General features: G+C 46.3%; 13 protein-coding genes, 1 tRNA gene, 2 rRNA genes, 2 pseudogenes and 1 riboswitch (1 of these 19 running past the window's edge). Of the genes and pseudogenes, 6 read left to right on the top strand and 12 right to left on the bottom strand.

Annotation, left to right across the window (positions count from 1 at the left end; translation table 11 throughout):
* Nucleotides 1-187: ribosomal RNA gene (locus NYE28_RS16170) — 23S ribosomal RNA — on the bottom strand; it reaches 2,743 nt to the left of the window's first position.
* 233 nt (nucleotides 188-420) lie between these two features.
* Nucleotides 421-1,970: ribosomal RNA gene (locus tag NYE28_RS16175) — 16S ribosomal RNA — on the bottom strand.
* Together the 16S and 23S rRNA genes form the textbook arrangement of a ribosomal RNA operon.
* Nucleotides 1,971-2,335: 365 nt before the next feature.
* A riboswitch (TPP riboswitch) is annotated at nucleotides 2,336-2,436 on the top strand.
* Between the two features lie 100 nt (nucleotides 2,437-2,536).
* On the opposite strand from NYE28_RS16175, the gene thiT reads away from it, so the two are divergent.
* Nucleotides 2,537-3,118, top strand: coding sequence for an energy-coupled thiamine transporter ThiT (gene thiT / locus NYE28_RS16180; RefSeq protein WP_059367954.1), 582 nt, complete (start codon nucleotides 2,537-2,539; stop codon nucleotides 3,116-3,118).
* Nucleotides 3,119-3,148: 30 nt separating this feature from the next.
* On the opposite strand, the gene NYE28_RS16185 is transcribed toward thiT, so the two are convergent.
* Together NYE28_RS16185 and NYE28_RS16190 are read right to left on the bottom strand one after the other, a co-directional pair.
* Nucleotides 3,149-4,678 (bottom strand): flotillin family protein, encoded by a 1,530-nt coding sequence (locus NYE28_RS16185; protein ID WP_160223232.1) that lies wholly within the window; start codon nucleotides 4,676-4,678, stop codon nucleotides 3,149-3,151.
* A gap of 19 nt (nucleotides 4,679-4,697) precedes the next feature.
* Nucleotides 4,698-5,228: an NfeD family protein gene (locus NYE28_RS16190; RefSeq protein ID WP_007410165.1), complete on the bottom strand. Its 531-nt coding sequence runs from the start codon at nucleotides 5,226-5,228 to the stop codon at nucleotides 4,698-4,700.
* Between the two features lie 174 nt (nucleotides 5,229-5,402).
* Between NYE28_RS16190 and NYE28_RS16195 the strand changes: the two genes are divergently transcribed.
* Entirely contained in the window at nucleotides 5,403-5,891 is a 489-nt protein-coding gene (locus NYE28_RS16195) for a DinB family protein (RefSeq protein WP_047936062.1), read from the top strand.
* 1 nt (nucleotide 5,892) lies between these two features.
* On the opposite strand, the gene NYE28_RS16200 is transcribed toward NYE28_RS16195, so the two are convergent.
* The 3 genes from NYE28_RS16200 to betB form a co-directional block, all read right to left on the bottom strand.
* Complete coding sequence (locus NYE28_RS16200) at nucleotides 5,893-6,474, bottom strand: MOSC domain-containing protein (RefSeq protein ID WP_003152182.1); 582 nt, start codon at nucleotides 6,472-6,474, stop codon at nucleotides 5,893-5,895.
* Between the two features lie 71 nt (nucleotides 6,475-6,545).
* Nucleotides 6,546-7,754 (bottom strand): choline dehydrogenase, encoded by a 1,209-nt coding sequence (gene gbsB, locus NYE28_RS16205; RefSeq protein ID WP_061581482.1) that lies wholly within the window; start codon nucleotides 7,752-7,754, stop codon nucleotides 6,546-6,548.
* A gap of 17 nt (nucleotides 7,755-7,771) precedes the next feature.
* Entirely contained in the window at nucleotides 7,772-9,244 is a 1,473-nt protein-coding gene (betB, locus tag NYE28_RS16210) for a betaine-aldehyde dehydrogenase (protein ID WP_014418720.1), read from the bottom strand.
* Nucleotides 9,245-9,444: 200 nt separating this feature from the next.
* Here betB and NYE28_RS16215 point away from each other — a divergent pair, with 200 nt between their 5' ends.
* The 3 genes from NYE28_RS16215 (at nucleotide 9,445) to NYE28_RS16225 (ending at nucleotide 11,530) form a co-directional block, all read left to right on the top strand.
* Complete coding sequence (locus tag NYE28_RS16215; RefSeq protein WP_007410170.1) at nucleotides 9,445-9,999, top strand: GbsR/MarR family transcriptional regulator; 555 nt, start codon at nucleotides 9,445-9,447, stop codon at nucleotides 9,997-9,999.
* 159 nt (nucleotides 10,000-10,158) lie between these two features.
* Nucleotides 10,159-10,698 (top strand): biofilm surface layer hydrophobin BslA, encoded by a 540-nt coding sequence (gene bslA, locus NYE28_RS16220; RefSeq protein ID WP_015240450.1) that lies wholly within the window; start codon nucleotides 10,159-10,161, stop codon nucleotides 10,696-10,698.
* Between the two features lie 163 nt (nucleotides 10,699-10,861).
* Nucleotides 10,862-11,530, top strand: a complete 669-nt coding sequence (locus tag NYE28_RS16225; RefSeq protein ID WP_014418723.1) for a TrkA family potassium uptake protein — start codon at nucleotides 10,862-10,864, stop codon at nucleotides 11,528-11,530.
* Between the two features lie 33 nt (nucleotides 11,531-11,563).
* On the opposite strand, the gene NYE28_RS16230 is transcribed toward NYE28_RS16225, so the two are convergent.
* The gene (locus tag NYE28_RS16230; RefSeq protein ID WP_094031237.1) at nucleotides 11,564-12,409 is read right to left on the bottom strand and encodes a glucosaminidase domain-containing protein; all 846 of its coding nucleotides are present in this window, start codon (nucleotides 12,407-12,409) and stop codon (nucleotides 11,564-11,566) included.
* A 141-nt stretch (nucleotides 12,410-12,550) separates the two neighbouring features.
* Complete coding sequence (hmpA, locus tag NYE28_RS16235; protein ID WP_100001565.1) at nucleotides 12,551-13,726, bottom strand: NO-inducible flavohemoprotein; 1,176 nt, start codon at nucleotides 13,724-13,726, stop codon at nucleotides 12,551-12,553.
* A gap of 217 nt (nucleotides 13,727-13,943) precedes the next feature.
* Between hmpA and NYE28_RS16240 the strand changes: the two are divergent.
* Nucleotides 13,944-14,459 (top strand): annotated as a pseudogene (locus NYE28_RS16240) (cupin domain-containing protein); the annotation flags it as partial.
* Between the two features lie 228 nt (nucleotides 14,460-14,687).
* Here NYE28_RS16240 and NYE28_RS16245 read toward each other — a convergent pair.
* The 3 genes and pseudogenes from NYE28_RS16245 to NYE28_RS16255 all read right to left on the bottom strand — a co-directional run bounded on the left by NYE28_RS16245 (nucleotide 14,688) and on the right by NYE28_RS16255 (nucleotide 16,094).
* Nucleotides 14,688-14,953: pseudogene (locus tag NYE28_RS16245) on the bottom strand (hypothetical protein).
* A 110-nt stretch (nucleotides 14,954-15,063) separates the two neighbouring features.
* Nucleotides 15,064-15,136 (bottom strand) — tRNA-Ala (locus tag NYE28_RS16250).
* Nucleotides 15,137-15,263: 127 nt separating this feature from the next.
* Nucleotides 15,264-16,094 (bottom strand): undecaprenyl-diphosphate phosphatase, encoded by an 831-nt coding sequence (locus tag NYE28_RS16255; RefSeq protein ID WP_007613337.1) that lies wholly within the window; start codon nucleotides 16,092-16,094, stop codon nucleotides 15,264-15,266.
* Nucleotides 16,095-16,184 lie beyond the last annotated feature (90 nt).

Genomic DNA, 16,184 nt, shown 5'->3' on the forward strand with positions numbered 1-16,184 from the left:
GGTCTGCCTTCTCATATCCTATGTATTCAGATATGGATACCACTCCATTACGAGTGGTGGGTTTCCCCATTCGGAAATCTCCGGATCAAAGCTTGCTTACAGCTCCCCGAAGCATATCGGTGTTCGTCCCGTCCTTCATCGGCTCCTAGTGCCAAGGCATCCACCGTGCGCCCTTTCTAACTTAACCGTTAAAAAGAATCACTACGTGATATCTTGCATTACTAATTGAATGTGAATTACTTCTGTTATCTAGTTTTCAAAGAACAACGCATAGGACATGCTAACACATGCGTTGCCACAGGAAGTGGCGCATTTAGCAGGTGTTCCTATGTTTTGAAGGAATGATCCTTCAAAACTAAACAAGACAGGGAACGTTCTGTTTATAAGACCCAAGGTCTTATATTCCGTTAAAATCCTTAGAAAGGAGGTGATCCAGCCGCACCTTCCGATACGGCTACCTTGTTACGACTTCACCCCAATCATCTGTCCCACCTTCGGCGGCTGGCTCCTAAAAGGTTACCTCACCGACTTCGGGTGTTACAAACTCTCGTGGTGTGACGGGCGGTGTGTACAAGGCCCGGGAACGTATTCACCGCGGCATGCTGATCCGCGATTACTAGCGATTCCAGCTTCACGCAGTCGAGTTGCAGACTGCGATCCGAACTGAGAACAGATTTGTGGGATTGGCTTAACCTCGCGGTTTCGCTGCCCTTTGTTCTGTCCATTGTAGCACGTGTGTAGCCCAGGTCATAAGGGGCATGATGATTTGACGTCATCCCCACCTTCCTCCGGTTTGTCACCGGCAGTCACCTTAGAGTGCCCAACTGAATGCTGGCAACTAAGATCAAGGGTTGCGCTCGTTGCGGGACTTAACCCAACATCTCACGACACGAGCTGACGACAACCATGCACCACCTGTCACTCTGCCCCCGAAGGGGACGTCCTATCTCTAGGATTGTCAGAGGATGTCAAGACCTGGTAAGGTTCTTCGCGTTGCTTCGAATTAAACCACATGCTCCACCGCTTGTGCGGGCCCCCGTCAATTCCTTTGAGTTTCAGTCTTGCGACCGTACTCCCCAGGCGGAGTGCTTAATGCGTTAGCTGCAGCACTAAGGGGCGGAAACCCCCTAACACTTAGCACTCATCGTTTACGGCGTGGACTACCAGGGTATCTAATCCTGTTCGCTCCCCACGCTTTCGCTCCTCAGCGTCAGTTACAGACCAGAGAGTCGCCTTCGCCACTGGTGTTCCTCCACATCTCTACGCATTTCACCGCTACACGTGGAATTCCACTCTCCTCTTCTGCACTCAAGTTCCCCAGTTTCCAATGACCCTCCCCGGTTGAGCCGGGGGCTTTCACATCAGACTTAAGAAACCGCCTGCGAGCCCTTTACGCCCAATAATTCCGGACAACGCTTGCCACCTACGTATTACCGCGGCTGCTGGCACGTAGTTAGCCGTGGCTTTCTGGTTAGGTACCGTCAAGGTGCCGCCCTATTTGAACGGCACTTGTTCTTCCCTAACAACAGAGCTTTACGATCCGAAAACCTTCATCACTCACGCGGCGTTGCTCCGTCAGACTTTCGTCCATTGCGGAAGATTCCCTACTGCTGCCTCCCGTAGGAGTCTGGGCCGTGTCTCAGTCCCAGTGTGGCCGATCACCCTCTCAGGTCGGCTACGCATCGTCGCCTTGGTGAGCCGTTACCTCACCAACTAGCTAATGCGCCGCGGGTCCATCTGTAAGTGGTAGCCGAAGCCACCTTTTATGTCTGAACCATGCGGTTCAGACAACCATCCGGTATTAGCCCCGGTTTCCCGGAGTTATCCCAGTCTTACAGGCAGGTTACCCACGTGTTACTCACCCGTCCGCCGCTAACATCAGGGAGCAAGCTCCCATCTGTCCGCTCGACTTGCATGTATTAGGCACGCCGCCAGCGTTCGTCCTGAGCCAGGATCAAACTCTCCGATAAAGTAGTTTGACTGACTACGCACATCGCTGTGCGATTTATTTAAAACTTTGAATTAACAGGTACGTTTTGTCTTGTTTAGTTTTCAAAGATCATTACCGCTTGTTGAAGCAGCTTTATTATCTTACCACTCAGCTTCTTTTATGTCAACAACTTTTTTTAAGTTGTTTGCGAAGCTTTTCGTTGTTGTCTGCTGTTCATCAGCGACGTTTAATAATATAACACCCTTTTGAAAATATGACAATAGTTTTTTTAAAAAATCATTAATTATTTTCTTTCATACTTATTTCAGTTTCTCTTCTATAGAAAGATAAGCTGTCTTGTGGTTTGGCATATTTTCTTGTATAGTAAGATTGAACTAAATACTTGATGACCACAAGGGGAGCATTAAAGCTGAGAGTGAACATTTTGTTCTGACCCTTTGAACCTGTTAGTTAACGCTGGCGTAGGGATGTGGCAAAGCCAAATGATTTGCAGTTTATGCAAGCAGCGCGCGGACCTTTTCCCATCCTTCCCCGCGCTGCTTTTTTGTTTATCCTTGTTACGGTTGTCTGACCAGGGGGAAAACTATGAATCATTCAACACGGCTTGTGCGCTTAATTGAAATAGCGATTATGACCGGGGCGGCTGTCATTCTGGACATTGTCTCAGGTATGTTTCTCCGGATGCCCCAAGGCGGTTCGGTCTCTATTATGATGATTCCGATTTTTTTGATTTCATTCCGCTGGGGAGTGAAAGCCGGGCTTACGACAGGCTTTTTGACAGGGATTGTCCAGATCGCCATCGGCAATTTGTTTTTGCAGCACCCGGTGCAGCTATTTCTTGATTACATCGCGGCCTTTGCAGTCCTCGGTTTCAGCGGCTCGTTTGCTTCCGGTGTACGGGAATCGGCATTGAATAAAAAAAGAGGCGCTTTAACGATGTATGTTATAGGCGGTGTTTTCATCGGCAGTGTGCTGCGCTATGCGGCACATGTGGTCTCCGGAGCTGTCTTTTTCGGAAGCTATGCTCCGAAGGGCACGCCGGTCTGGATTTATTCGTCCGTCTATAACGCGACTTATATGATTCCTTCTTTTATCCTTTCGGCCATTGTCCTTATCTTATTATTCATGACTGCGCCGCGGCTTCTTGAAGCTAAGCGGACGAACTGAAACAGCAGGCGGTTTACGCCTGCTGTTTTTTTATTTCGGGCTGTGCCGTTCGTTCGAATCACTCAGTTCTTTTGTAAGTTCATTTATACTTTGTTTTATGTTTCCTTTACCTGAAAAATTCTCAATAAGCTCTTTTACATTGATTCCGGAAGATGCTTTTAAGCTTTCCTGAAGACCGGCCATTAAATTGGTTGCGTAGCCTGTGACTTTATTGGCCCCGCTGTTTTCACCGCTTCCTCCCGTATCAACGACGGTTATTTTATCAATGTTGGAAAGAGGCGCTGAGACTTGCTTCGCATATTCAGGCAGCATTTTCACAATCATATCAAGGATTGCAGCCTGCCCGTATTTTTCGAATGCTTCGGCGATTTTTTCTTTAGCTTCCGCTTCTGCGAGACCTTTCAGGCGGATGACTTCCGCTTCGGTTTCTCCTCTCGCCTTTTCAGCCTCCGCTTTAGCAAGACCGTCAATTCTCACGCGTTCCGCTTCCGCCTTGGCCATCGCTTCGATACTGTACTGCTCGGCATCCGCTTCCGCGAGCTGCTTCGCTTTTGCGGCTTCGGCCGCTTGTTCCACCGAGTAACGGTCGGCATCGGCTTTTTTCTTCACTTCAGAGTCATATTGGCGCTCACGGCGCAGAATTTCTTTTTCCTCCAATTCAATCTGCTTTTGCCGCTCAATAATTTTAATTTGCATTTCCTGCTCTGTCACCTGCTGGCGGGCTTTTGCTGTTTCAAGATCATATGCCTGGTCGGCATTGGCTTTTGCTGTATCCTGCTCTCTTCTGTATTCCGCCATTTTCAGCTGATTGATTTTTTCCGCTTCAGCTATTTCCGTCGCCCGCTCCAGCTCTGATTTTTTTGCGTCTTTATCAGCGGCCGCACGTTTAATCCTCGTCTCTTTATCCGCTTCTGCCGTGGCAATGTCCGCATCCCGCTTGACTTGGGCGATTCTCGGCTTACCTAATGATTCAAGATAGCCGTTTTTATCGCGGACGTCTTTAATCGTAAAAGAAACGATCACGAGCCCCATTTTAGCAAGATCCTGAGACGCGACCCGCTGGACTTCCTGAGAAAACTTTTCCCTGTTTTTATAAATCTCTTCAACGGTCATGGAGCCGAGGATGGAGCGCAGATGGCCTTCCAGCACCTCCCGCGCCTCCTGCTCACGGTCGTCCTTAGATTTCCCCAAAAATTGTTCAGCTGCTGTGGCGATTTCACCGATGGAGCCTCCGATTTTAATAATGGCGGTTCCGTCGGCCATTACCGGCACGCCTTGTTCTGTATAGACTTCAGGTGTAGAGACATCAAGTTTGCTTGACAGTAAACTGAGAGGTTCTGCCTGCTGGAATACCGGGAGCACGAACGTTCCCCCGCCCCGGACGATTTTCAGACGATTTCCGCCTTCATCAATGTGGACGTTCTTATTTCCCAAATAACTTCCGGTCACGATAAGGGCTTCGTCCGGCCCCGCTGTCCGGTACTTCGTAATAAATACAGCAATAAGTGCGATGAGTAAAAAGAATACGATTCCGATAACGATGATAATCGGCATAGTCATAACAGTTCCCCCTTAGATATCAGATTGGTTCATGCGGCGTCACAAAAAGCACTCCGTCTTTCACGTCAATCACTAATACGGCAGTTCCGTACTTGATCTGTTCTTGATCAAAGCTGACGGCTGATTTAGAAATGGCGCCCCCTATTCCCTCTATGATCACTTCTCCATAGCCGTCTTTCGGGACGGAAGTAATGACCCTGCCGACTCTGCCCTTTAAATCCGTCTCCCGATAAGCGAGCGATTCTTCCGCTGATGAAAGCGGGACAAGGACGAAGAAGTGAAGCAGGCTGACCAAAAGAACCGAAAGAACAAATGAAAGCAACGCAATGACAGAACTAGATAGCGGAGCGGCGATTTCGCCGATATAACCTGAGGCTGAAAAGATTGTTAAAAAAGACAGAATCAATGCAGGGTTTAAAAATGAAACAGGAATGGCTTCCGAGAGGCCGTGAAACACATCTTGAAAAAACAGAATCAAAAGCGTGAGACTTCCCGAAATAATCAATGTGTAAAGATAGACCGTTTCAAGCGGCAGATGAAATATGTCCATCTTCTATCCTCCTTTCGGCCGAGGTGTCGGAGTGTTACTTTATATACGGATGTATCGGAGTGTTACTTTATATACGGATGTAAAGGTAAATGGTTTCAATTTTCTGATAAGGAAGGCTGATTACATGATTATCCAATCCGGATATGATATGTTTACTCTAAAGGAGGAGATAGGATGAGCATTTTTAATGAAGCCAGACAGCAGATCTGGGAAGAACTGAAAGGACTCTCTGATGAGGAATTCAATCGAAAGCCCGCGGCTGATGAGTGGAGCGTGCGGGAAGTCCTTGACCATTTAAAGAAAATTGACGAAACAGCGCAGACCCTTTTATCAAAGCAGGCAAAAGACGCACCGTTAAAAGAAATAGAAGAAAAACCGATGGAGTTTATAGAGGACAGAACAGATAAACGGCCGGCGCCGTCACACCTCGAACCTGAGCAAAACCGATTATCAGTCATTGAAGCAAAACAAGAATTAGATACGGCAAGACAGCAGCTGACCGCAGTTATTTCATCATTAAACGAGGAAGACTTTGAACGTGTGCTTCCGCATCCTGTTTTTCAAGAACTGACGATCCGCCAGTGGATTGATTTTATCGGCCATCATGAAAAGCGTCACATTAATCAAATAAAAGAAATCAAACAAAAAATCGAAAAGGTCTGACTCAGACCTTCTCGATTTTTTTCTTGGCGCGTTTCGGTTCATAAGAATGGATGGTGACCGCATCGCCCGTGCATATGTCACCCGGGCGTTCAACAATACAGACAATTCCTCTTCTGCCCATCGCGTGCCTCACAAACGCCGCGGCGAGTTTTGGCTGATCCGGATAAAAGGATTGAATGACTTCTCCCGGCTGAATGCACGGATCATTTTCTCCCTCGCACAACAGAGACGCACCGCTTGGAAATATCATTCTGCTTCCTTCTTTAAGCGGCGTCAGTGCAGAAAAACCGCTGATTGCGATGTTAGCGCCGAGCCATTCGGGAAAGATATGAGAAATCCCCATCTTCTCCGCAATGTCATCACATTCCTCCATGGACACGATTGAAATCTGTCTCCGGTTAAAAATTTCTGTTCCTCTTTCATACATCGGCTCACGCGCGCCGGCCTTTTTTGTCAGTCCAAAATGCAAGTCACCCGGAAACCCGCCGTATTCCGCACGAAGCTTGTCCATCTTTTTAGTAACAAATTGTTCGGTATCCGCTATATATACGCCTTCCGTCTTTGCTGTTATGCGTTTCCACATCAGCCACCACCGCCTTTTTCTTGACATTATCCTTAAAAAACCCCGCTCTGTAAAGGAGCGGGGTTCATTTATTATACCGTTTTCGGCGTTAAGTCAAAGCAGCGTTTGTAAATCCAGTTGTATGCTTTCTCATTCAAATCTCTTGGATTTCCGAAAGTTTGCGGATCTTTCATGGCTTCTTTTGATAAACGTTCAATCATGTCCGGAGACACACCTTGTTCTTCTAAACTCGGCACCTCTAAATCTTTTACAAGATCATACATCCAGTTGACGGACGCTTTTGCCGCTTCTTCGGTTGTCATGTTGCTTGTATCGATTCCGAATGCTTTGGCGATGCGGGCGAATTTTTCCGGATAGCCTTTCCAGTTGTATTCCATTACCGGCCCCATCATAGCTGCGACGCATTGTCCGTGAGCGACAGGGATGATGCCGCCGAGCGTCTGGCTCATCGCATGCGCCGCGCCTGCTGATTCACTGCCGTATGAAAGGCCGGCAAGCATCGCCGCCTGCGCCATGCCGTATCTTGCTTCCAAATCCTCTCCGTCCGCAAACGAGCGCTTAATATAATGCGCCGCATATTCAATGGCCATTAAAGCGACGGCATCAGTGATCGGCTGCGCGAATTTCATCGTATAGCACTCGATGGCGTGCGCAAGTGCGTCAATACCTGTCATGGCCGTCACATGCGGAGGCATGGACGTGTGCAGCTCAGGGTCAATGACCGTTAAATGCGCGGCGATAAGCGGTCCGCCCGTATTGAATTTAAATTCTCTTTCCTCATCTGTAATGACCGCCCATTGTGTGACCTCTGAACCTGTTCCCGCAGTCGTCGGGATCGTTGTCAGCGGAGGAATACGGTTTTCCAGCGGCTTTTTGCCTTCCGCGGCTTCATAATCAAGCACGCTTCCTTCGTGTGTCGCTTCTACCCCGATGGCTTTCGCTGTATCCATGGAGCTTCCGCCGCCGACAGCCACAAGACCGTTGCAGTTTTCTTTTTTATACAGTTCTGATCCTTCGTTTACAAGACGTACAGGCGGGTTCGGCTCCACTTTGTTAAACAGGACGACTTCGATGCCCGCTTCCTGTAAAGATTCAATGACCGGGTTTGCCACTCCCGCGTTATAAATTCCCGGGTCTGTTACGAGCAGCGCTTTTGTGACGCCAAGCGCTCTGACTTCACTTCCCGCGTGCTGAATCGCGCCGATTCCGTGTTTAATGACTGTCGGGATTTCGAATGTATGGAATTTATGCATGCTTTCTACTTTCATATTTAATGTCATATTGTATCTCCTCCTCGTTATGCTTGAAACCAGTTCACAGCCGCAGGTTTCGTGTTGCGGTAAATATGTTTGATTTCCGTGTATTCTTCCAGACCGATTTTGCCGAGTTCGCGGCCGAAGCCCGATTGTTTGTACCCGCCCCATGGCGCTTGCGCGAAATACGGGTGGAAATCATTGATCCATACCGTTCCCATCCGCAGTTTGGCGGCTACGCGTTCGCATTTTTCAATATCCTTTGACCATACCGCTCCGGCCAGCCCGTAAATGGTATCGTTGGCAAGTCTGATCACTTCTTCTTCAGAAGAAAATGACTCAACTGTTAAAACGGGGCCGAAGATCTCCTCTTGGACTATCCGCATATCAGACTTGCAGTTTGAGAAAATAGTAGGTTCATAGAAGAAACCGTTTTGAAGGGCGGGATCATCAGGACGTTTGCCGCCTGTTTCCAGTTTTGCCCCTTCTTCGATGCCGATTTCTACGTATTTTTCGACTTTAGCCCGATGCTCGGCGGAAATCAGCGGACCGCTTTCCGTATCTTCATGAAAACCGTTTCCTAATTTTATGCGTTTCGTGCGCTTGATCAGCTCGGCTAAAAATTCATCATGAATGGCTTCGTCCACCAAAAGACGGGACCCTGCCGAACATACTTGGCCGGCATGGAAAAACACGGCGTTCAGCGCTTGATCTGCAGCTGTTTCGAGATCTGCATCTTGGAATACGATATTCGGATTTTTGCCGCCAAGCTCCAGAGCAATCTTTTTCACATTGCCGCTTGCCGCCTGCATGATTTTTTTGCCTGTTTCAATTCCGCCCGTAAAAGAGACCAAATCGACGTCGAGGTTTCTCGCCAGCTCGTCGCCGACAGAGGCGCCCGGCCCCAGCACAAGATTGGCAACCCCTTTCGGAATACCGGCTTCTTCTATTAATTGAAAGACTTTAATGGTTGTCAGCGGAGTAATCTCGCTCGGCTTTAAAACGATCGTGTTTCCGGCCGCAAGAGCGGGAGCGATTTTCCAGCTCGCCTGAAGGAGCGGATAGTTCCACGGCGTAATTTGTCCGCATACGCCAATGGGCTCTCTGACGATTTTACTTACGGAATCGGGAATCGGAGATGAAATGACCTCGCCTCCGTCTTTATCCGCCAAACCGGCATAATATTGAAATACATTTGCGATATCATCCATATCGGCTTTACTTTCTTCAATCGTTTTTCCTGTATCGAGCGATTCCAGCTCAGCTAATTCGTTCAGATCGCGTCTGATTAATTCCGCAATTTTCAGAACAAATTGTCCGCGCTCGAGCCCGGAAAGCACCGGCCACTCCCCTTCATCAAATGCTTTTCTGGCTGCGGCGATGGCTTTCACCGCATCATCCCGGTCTCCTTCGCATACCGTTGCAATTTCTTCTTGATTAAATGGATTAATGATACGGCGGGTCTGTTTTTTTTCTGCACTGATCCATTCGCCGCCGATATAAAGCGTTTTGCTCATAAGAGTCCTCCTTACCGAAAAGTAAGTTTGTTAAATAAAAATTTAATGTTTTTAACAATATTAATTTAACACATGTTTTTTTACCTGTCAAAACCCGGTCAGTCCGTTTAGATTTTGACATTTTGTCATGATTCGTTAAGATTAAGAACATAAAGAAATGACTTAACAAATTTAAACTTCAAGAGGAAAAGAGGGACAGTATGGATGAGAATCCAGAATTCGCAGCTATAGAACAAGCCAGGGATCTTGTCATTGATTCCATTGCAGAGACGATGGATCTTTACGGAATCACACGGAGTGTCGGGATTTTATACGGAACAATGTATATGAGGGATGAAATGACGCTTGACGAAATGCGTGAGGAACTGCAGATGAGCAAACCGAGTATGAGCACAGGCGTCAAAAAGCTGCAGGATTTAAATGTGGTCAAAAAAACCTTTCACCGCGGCACACGGAAGCATACGTTTGTAGCGGAAAAAGATTTCTTTACGTTTTTCACGAATTTCTTCCCGCCGAAATGGGATCGTGAAGTTCAGGTGAATTTGTCCGCCATCGAACAGGCCCAGGCGGATTTGCAGTCCGTTTTGCTGGCCGAGGAAGGAAACGCGGAATTACAGGAAGAAGCGCGGCAGTTATATGATCAGCTTGAAAGTTCGAAAGCTTATTATCATTGGCTGAAGCGTCTCGCTGACTCGGTTCAGAGCGGGGAGATTTTTAAATTTATTCCGATAGAAACGGACGAAAAAAACGCCTGAATCAAAATCAGGCGTTTTTTGTCGTGATTTGATTATTTTTGAGAAAATATAGGAACATAACCCCATTTACTTCCATTAAAATTGATGGTAAATTTTTATAGGTATGGTCGTTCTTTTTTAAGAACAACCAGCAAATTTTTTTTAGGGGGATTTATGAAAATGAAACAGAAATTTTTCTCAACTGTCATGGCAAGTTTATTCGGCCTGGTTTTGCTTCTTTCTCTGCCGACAGCGTCATTCGCCGCTGAGTCAGGCTCAACCGTTCACGAGCCGGAAATGTCCACGAAAGCGACTGCTACCTTATTTGCAAAATATACAGGTGCCAGCCAGCAGGAATGGTCATTTTCTGATATCGAATTGACGTACCGTCCGAACACGATCCTGAGCTTAGGCGTTATGGAATTTACCCTTCCTAGCGGATTTGCGGCTACAACAAAAGATACAGTCAACGGACACGCTTTGCGTGAAAGACAGATTCTGAATAACGGAAAAACAGTCAGACTTCCGTTAAACATTGATTTGCTCGGCGCAGCGGAATTCAAGCTTTCTCTTAATAATAAAACATTGCCTGCTGCAGGTACATATAAGTTCCGTGCAGAAAATAAATCATTAAGCATCGGCTCTAAATTCTATGCTGAGGACACAATTGTTGTTCAAAAACGCAGCACACCGCCGACACAGCCTTGCAACTGCAAATAATTGCGAAAAACGGACCGGCACAAGCCCATCGCTTGTCAGCCGGTCTTTTTTTGTGCTGTTTTCTTTCTTCCGGCCCTCGCATTGACAAACCCTTGAAACAGGAGTACATTCTTGTTTGTTGTATTTGGAGTGACGAAAACAGTTTCTTAAGGAGTTATGAGGATTGGGAAAAATCAAAAATAAACAATTTGCCGTCATCGGACTCGGCCGTTTCGGCGGAAGCATCTGTAAAGAGCTTTTTAAAATGGGGCATGAGGTGCTTGCGGTCGATATCAGCGAAGAGCGGGTCAACGCATACTCCTCTTATGCCACGCATGCTGTGCGGGCAAATTCAACGGAAGAAAGCGAGCTTCAGTCGCTCGGCATCAGAAATTTTGAATATGTCATCGTAGCAATCGGCGCCAACATTCAGGCAAGCACGCTGACGACGCTGTTATTGAAGGAGCTGAACATCCCTAATATTTGGGTGAAAGCGCAAAACTATTATCATCACAAAGTGCTTGAAAAGATCGGTGCTGATCGTATTATCCATCCCGAAAAGGATATGGGCGTGCGGATTGCGCAAAGCCTTTCGGATGAAAATGTCTTAAATTACATTGATTTGTCAGATGAATACAGCATTGTGGAGCTTTCAGCCACGAAAAAGCTGCATTTAAAATCCATTCTTGATCTCGGCGTCCGGGCCAGATTCGGCTGCACCATTCTCGCCGTGAAACATAATGGAGACATTCAGCTGTCCCCTTCTCCGGAGACTGTCATTCATGAATGTGACTGCCTTGTGCTGATGGGGCATAAACGTGATATTAAAAGGTTTGAAACTGAAGGAATGTAAAAAAGCCGGCGGGCTGCCGGCTTTTTTTGATGCTTATGTTTCTTCACTTAACTGGACGGCGGTTTGGTCAACCCAGCCGATCAGCTCATCTTTCACTTGAATTTGGTACCAGACGGATTCTCCGTTTTGTTTTTCAGATACAACTTTAATATGCTGGCCGGTAAACTTTTGCGCCGATGCCAGTTTAATAGAATGCTGCTCTTTTGACGGCTTGGACCACACGTCTTCAATGGCGTGGTCTTTGATGGCGCCTTTCATATCAACTGCTTTAAGAGAGGCATTGATTTTGTCATATTCATTCAGATTATAGGTTTCTATGACATCTTTAATTTTTTCAGCATAGCCGGGGTCTGTGGCGTAGCCGGATTTTTGAAGGGCAGCCGCCGCTGTTTTATAATTGTCCGCTTCAATGACGGGCTTATACTTCTTTTTATTCCAAGACGTTCCGTTGACAAATAATTTGGCATGGTCATCCATTGATTCAAAAAACGTGCTGTATTTACGGAATTTTGCCCGAATCGTTTTTCGTTTTCCTTTTTCAAATTCATCCGTTTTCATCGTGACGTGTTTTCCTTTATAATCACCTTTTACACCGAACAGGTTGCGCGCTTTCCCCGCAAGCTCACTGTTCCCCCAGTCCGATTCGAGAATGGCCTGTGCGAGGGTGATGCTCGGAAGGACATGATATTTCTCATATAAAATTTGAGCATGCCCGGAAAGGCTGTCAATAAAGACCTGCTGCTCGTCCACCTCTTCAGGCGGTTTTTCTTCCATCACTATGAATTTCGAAAACACCATTGATACCAGAAATAATCCGAATATAAGAGATACAGCAAAAAGGCACCCAAGCACCCTTTTGGTCTTTGCTTTCTTTTTCATATCAACCTTCCTTTAATTCCGGAATCACTAGATTTATAATTTTACTGGTCATTGATGAAAATTTCAATAAAATAGGGAAAAAGACGGAGAAAGAACACATTGTGCAAATAAAAAAGACTCCTCTTTGAGGAGTCTTTTTTGTTATGCCATGCTCAGCTGAGGGCCGAACAATTCATATTGAACGGAATCAGAGTCAAACCCGAGAGCAAGAATCATATCTTTCATTTGCGTCATAAACTGCGCTGATCCGCACAAGTAAAATTCAGCATCTTGATTCAGATGAAGCTGCTCCAAGAAGGTTTGATCAATCCTGCCGCTGTAAAAAGGCTTGTCTCCTGAGCGGTCTTGTTCTGCCGGTTCACTGTATACGTAAATGATGTTACGATTCGGATGATTCTCCGCAGCTTGTTCAGCCTCTTTGCGGAACGCGGCGTACTCTCCGTTTTTCGCGGCATGAATAAAAGTAACGGAACGCTCCGGCTGTTTTTCGGCGGCTGTTTTCAGCATGCTCATCATCGGCGTGATTCCGGAACCGGCACTGATAAGAACAACCGGTTTTTCGGCAGAAGACAGCTTGAAATCCCCGGCGGGTGCGCTGACTTCAAGTTTATCTCCCTCTTGAACTTCATTGTGGAGATGAGAAGAAACCGCTCCGTCCTTTTTCACAGAAATCCGATATGCCCCTTTTTGAGAAGCATCAGACAGGCTGTACTGGCGAATGTGCGTATAAGGAGAATCCGCAATCCGCACTTTAATGCTGATATATTGTCCCGCTTCAAATCCAGGAAGCGAAGAACCGTCACTCGGTTTGATATAAAATGATGTGATATCTATGCTTTCTTTCGTTTTCTGTATAACCGTAAATTCTTTATACCCCTGCCATCCGGCTTCATTGTACATGTCTTTTTCAATGCCGATGAAAGCCTCCGCAATAACACCGTAAGCTTTTTCCCATGCCTGCATAATCTCAGGAGTTGCGGCATCCTGCAGCACATCCTTAATTGCCAGAAGCAGATACTTTCCGACAATCGGATAATGTTCCGGTTTTACACCGATGCTTGTGTGTTTATGGCCGATCTGTCTGACCGCCGGAATGATTTGTTCTAGTTGATCAATATTCGCCGCAGCCGCAATGACTGCATTTGCCAATGCTGCGCGCTGAGTCTGTTTCTTTTGGTTCGTTTGGTTAAACATATTTAACAGTTCGGGATGATCTTGAAACATCAGGTTATAAAAGCGTCCGGTGATGTTTTCTCCATGTGTTTGCAATACGGGTACTGTGCTTTTGATGATGTCTATTGTTCTCTCATCCAGCATGTTAATCCTCAACCCTTCTAAAGATGTATTTTCAATATATCTTTATAGTAAGAGATATTTTGAATAAAAGATATATTTAAAATGAATCTTTAAAAAAGTCGTCACAATATTGTGTTGGATTTGGAATTTATGGATTTTACCTCCTTTTTTATCACCCGGTGAAACAGGGACACATATATTTAGGAATATACGTTTAAAGATGAAAGCGGGGGAGTGCATGGTTTCCGATATCGATTACACGTCTCCGAATACACAGTTCACTTATAATGTGAATGAGAGCCGTTTTTTTACGAAAGATGCTCGGAACTTTATCAATGTATTGGGGATTAAACAGTTAAACACGCTTGAAAATATTTCATTATTAGATATCTTTCTGAGCAAAACAAATGTGATTGAACCGCATACCCATCAAAACGCCGCTGAATTGGTGTACTGTATTTCGGGTTCCGCGGTGGTGTCGATGCTGAATCCGTTCACCCAGAAAATACGGAATTATCCGATCTCTTCAGGACAAGTGGCGAATGTTCCGCAGGGGTGGTGGCATTATGAAGTCGCCACTTCAGACAAAACCCACCTTTTGGCCATATTTGACGCCCCTTCGCCTGAAGTGATATACGGCTCGGATATTCTCCGTCTGACGCCGCCTGAGATCATGGCGCATACGTACTGTCTGAATGAGCATGAGTGGGAAAAAGCCGTTTCACCGATCCGGCAATCAACTGTAATAGGTCCCGATAAATACTGCGGACAGACTGAAAACACGGGGATTCATGATATGAATACGCCTTATCAGCCAAATACGCATTATCCGAATGATCCGTATCGGCATTATGATACGCCGTTATATTGGGGATATTAAACGGAGAGCCAGAGCGGCATCGACAGAAAGAGCCCCTCATTGGAGAGGGGCTCTTGATCATTACGGTCCGGTTCCGCAGCTTACTTTGTACTCGCCTTAGGACTATTTTTTTGAATAACATACGTGCGGCGTCTGTCCGGTATCATCTTTCCAATTGAACCAATTTACATAATAAAGGTTCCCGGCCTCTACGCCGCCTTCTTCTTTTTGAAGAATCGATACGGATATCCTTTTTTATAAACGTCATGCCTGATGGCTCCTTTTTCTGAAGCAGACGTGAAGACGACGGGAGAAAGAGCCGGGAGCGCTGTCAAAAAAAGCGTCAGTGCAGCTGACAGAGATAATATAAGATAGATTTTCTTTTTCATTTTCTCTCTTTCCTTTATTTTGAATTGTTAGAAATGAAGCAGAACATAGAGGCTGCCACAGAAGATGAAAAAACAAAAAAACCCTTATTTATAGAATAAGGGTTTAGGTATGGAGCCAAGGGGGCTCGAACCCCTGACCTCTACGCTGCCAGCGTAGCGCTCTCCCAGCTGAGCTATGGCCCCGTGCTGTAACGTCATGTTTTATTATAGACGAGTCTTCTTTGAATTTCAAGCAGAAAATTCAGTTTGCTCATATTTTCCTGAGACGCTTTTCGAACATAAAAAGAAGACCCTCCGGGGGCCTCTTCGTTTATCGCACGAGCATGATTAAAATGATGCCGAGGATGACACGGTAAATGGCGAACGGGACAAGCTTAATCCGGTTAATGAGCCGAAGAAAAAATTTGACGACTAAGAGGGCGACGACAAAGGCGCAGATAAAGCCGACTAGAAAAAACGGAATCATGTCATAAGAAAGACTGCTCCAGTATTTCACCAGCTTCAGAAGGCTTGCGCCCGCCATAATCGGAATAGCCATAATAAATGTGAAGTCTGCGGCTGCCCGGTGATTCAAGCCGACAATGACACCTCCGGCAATCGTTGAGCCTGAGCGGGAAAATCCGGGCCATAAGGCGAGACACTGGAATAATCCGACACAGAAAGCCTGTTTGTAGGTGATTCTGTCTACCGTATCGATCGTTTCTTTCCTTTTATTGATCCAGTCCGCTATAAGCATAAGCACGGCTCCGGCAATTAATCCGTAAGCGACCGTTCTGACGGAGAATAAATAGCGGTCAATGAAATCCTCAAATAAAAAACCGAGCACCGCCGCCGGAACAAGACCGACGGCGATTTGCGCGATGGTCAGCCTGTATCCCTTCTGCTGATCGCGCGTGACGTTTTTTTTGAGGCCGAGTAAATGTAATATCCGATCCTTAAACACAATGGCCACCGCCAGAATCGAACCGAGCTGAATCACCACTTTGAAGGAATTGGCGGCTTCCGGATTCATCAGGCTTCCGGATTTCAGCCAGATGTCATCCGCTATGATCATATGTCCCGTGGAAGAAACCGGCGCATACTCCGTCAGCCCTTCCACGATTCCCAAAACGGCTGCTGTGAACATCTCCCATAGTGTCATCCCATTCTTCCCTTCATTCATCATTTACAAAAGAGAAGCTCTCCTCTGAAGGAAAGCCTGTCTTATAATAAATATCATATCCGTTCCGAT

The sequence above is a fragment of the Bacillus sp. FSL R5-0443 genome, from assembly GCF_038608285.1.
Taxonomy (GTDB): Bacteria; Bacillota; Bacilli; order Bacillales; family Bacillaceae; genus Bacillus; species Bacillus velezensis.

Coding starts and splice junctions, on each gene's coding strand:
- bslA (WP_015240450.1), top strand. CDS start 10,159: ATGAAACAGAAATTTTTCTCAACTGTCATGGCAAGTTTATTCGGCCTG.
- betB (WP_014418720.1), bottom strand. CDS start 9,244: ATGAGCAAAACGCTTTATATCGGCGGCGAATGGATCAGTGCAGAAAAA.
- hmpA (WP_100001565.1), bottom strand. CDS start 13,726: ATGCTGGATGAGAGAACAATAGACATCATCAAAAGCACAGTACCCGTA.
- NYE28_RS16200 (WP_003152182.1), bottom strand. CDS start 6,474: ATGTGGAAACGCATAACAGCAAAGACGGAAGGCGTATATATAGCGGAT.
- gbsB (WP_061581482.1), bottom strand. CDS start 7,754: ATGACATTAAATATGAAAGTAGAAAGCATGCATAAATTCCATACATTC.
- NYE28_RS16230 (WP_094031237.1), bottom strand. CDS start 12,409: ATGAAAAAGAAAGCAAAGACCAAAAGGGTGCTTGGGTGCCTTTTTGCT.
- NYE28_RS16215 (WP_007410170.1), top strand. CDS start 9,445: ATGGATGAGAATCCAGAATTCGCAGCTATAGAACAAGCCAGGGATCTT.
- NYE28_RS16190 (WP_007410165.1), bottom strand. CDS start 5,228: ATGGACATATTTCATCTGCCGCTTGAAACGGTCTATCTTTACACATTG.
- NYE28_RS16185 (WP_160223232.1), bottom strand. CDS start 4,678: ATGACTATGCCGATTATCATCGTTATCGGAATCGTATTCTTTTTACTC.
- thiT (WP_059367954.1), top strand. CDS start 2,537: ATGAATCATTCAACACGGCTTGTGCGCTTAATTGAAATAGCGATTATG.
- NYE28_RS16195 (WP_047936062.1), top strand. CDS start 5,403: ATGAGCATTTTTAATGAAGCCAGACAGCAGATCTGGGAAGAACTGAAA.
- NYE28_RS16255 (WP_007613337.1), bottom strand. CDS start 16,094: ATGACACTATGGGAGATGTTCACAGCAGCCGTTTTGGGAATCGTGGAA.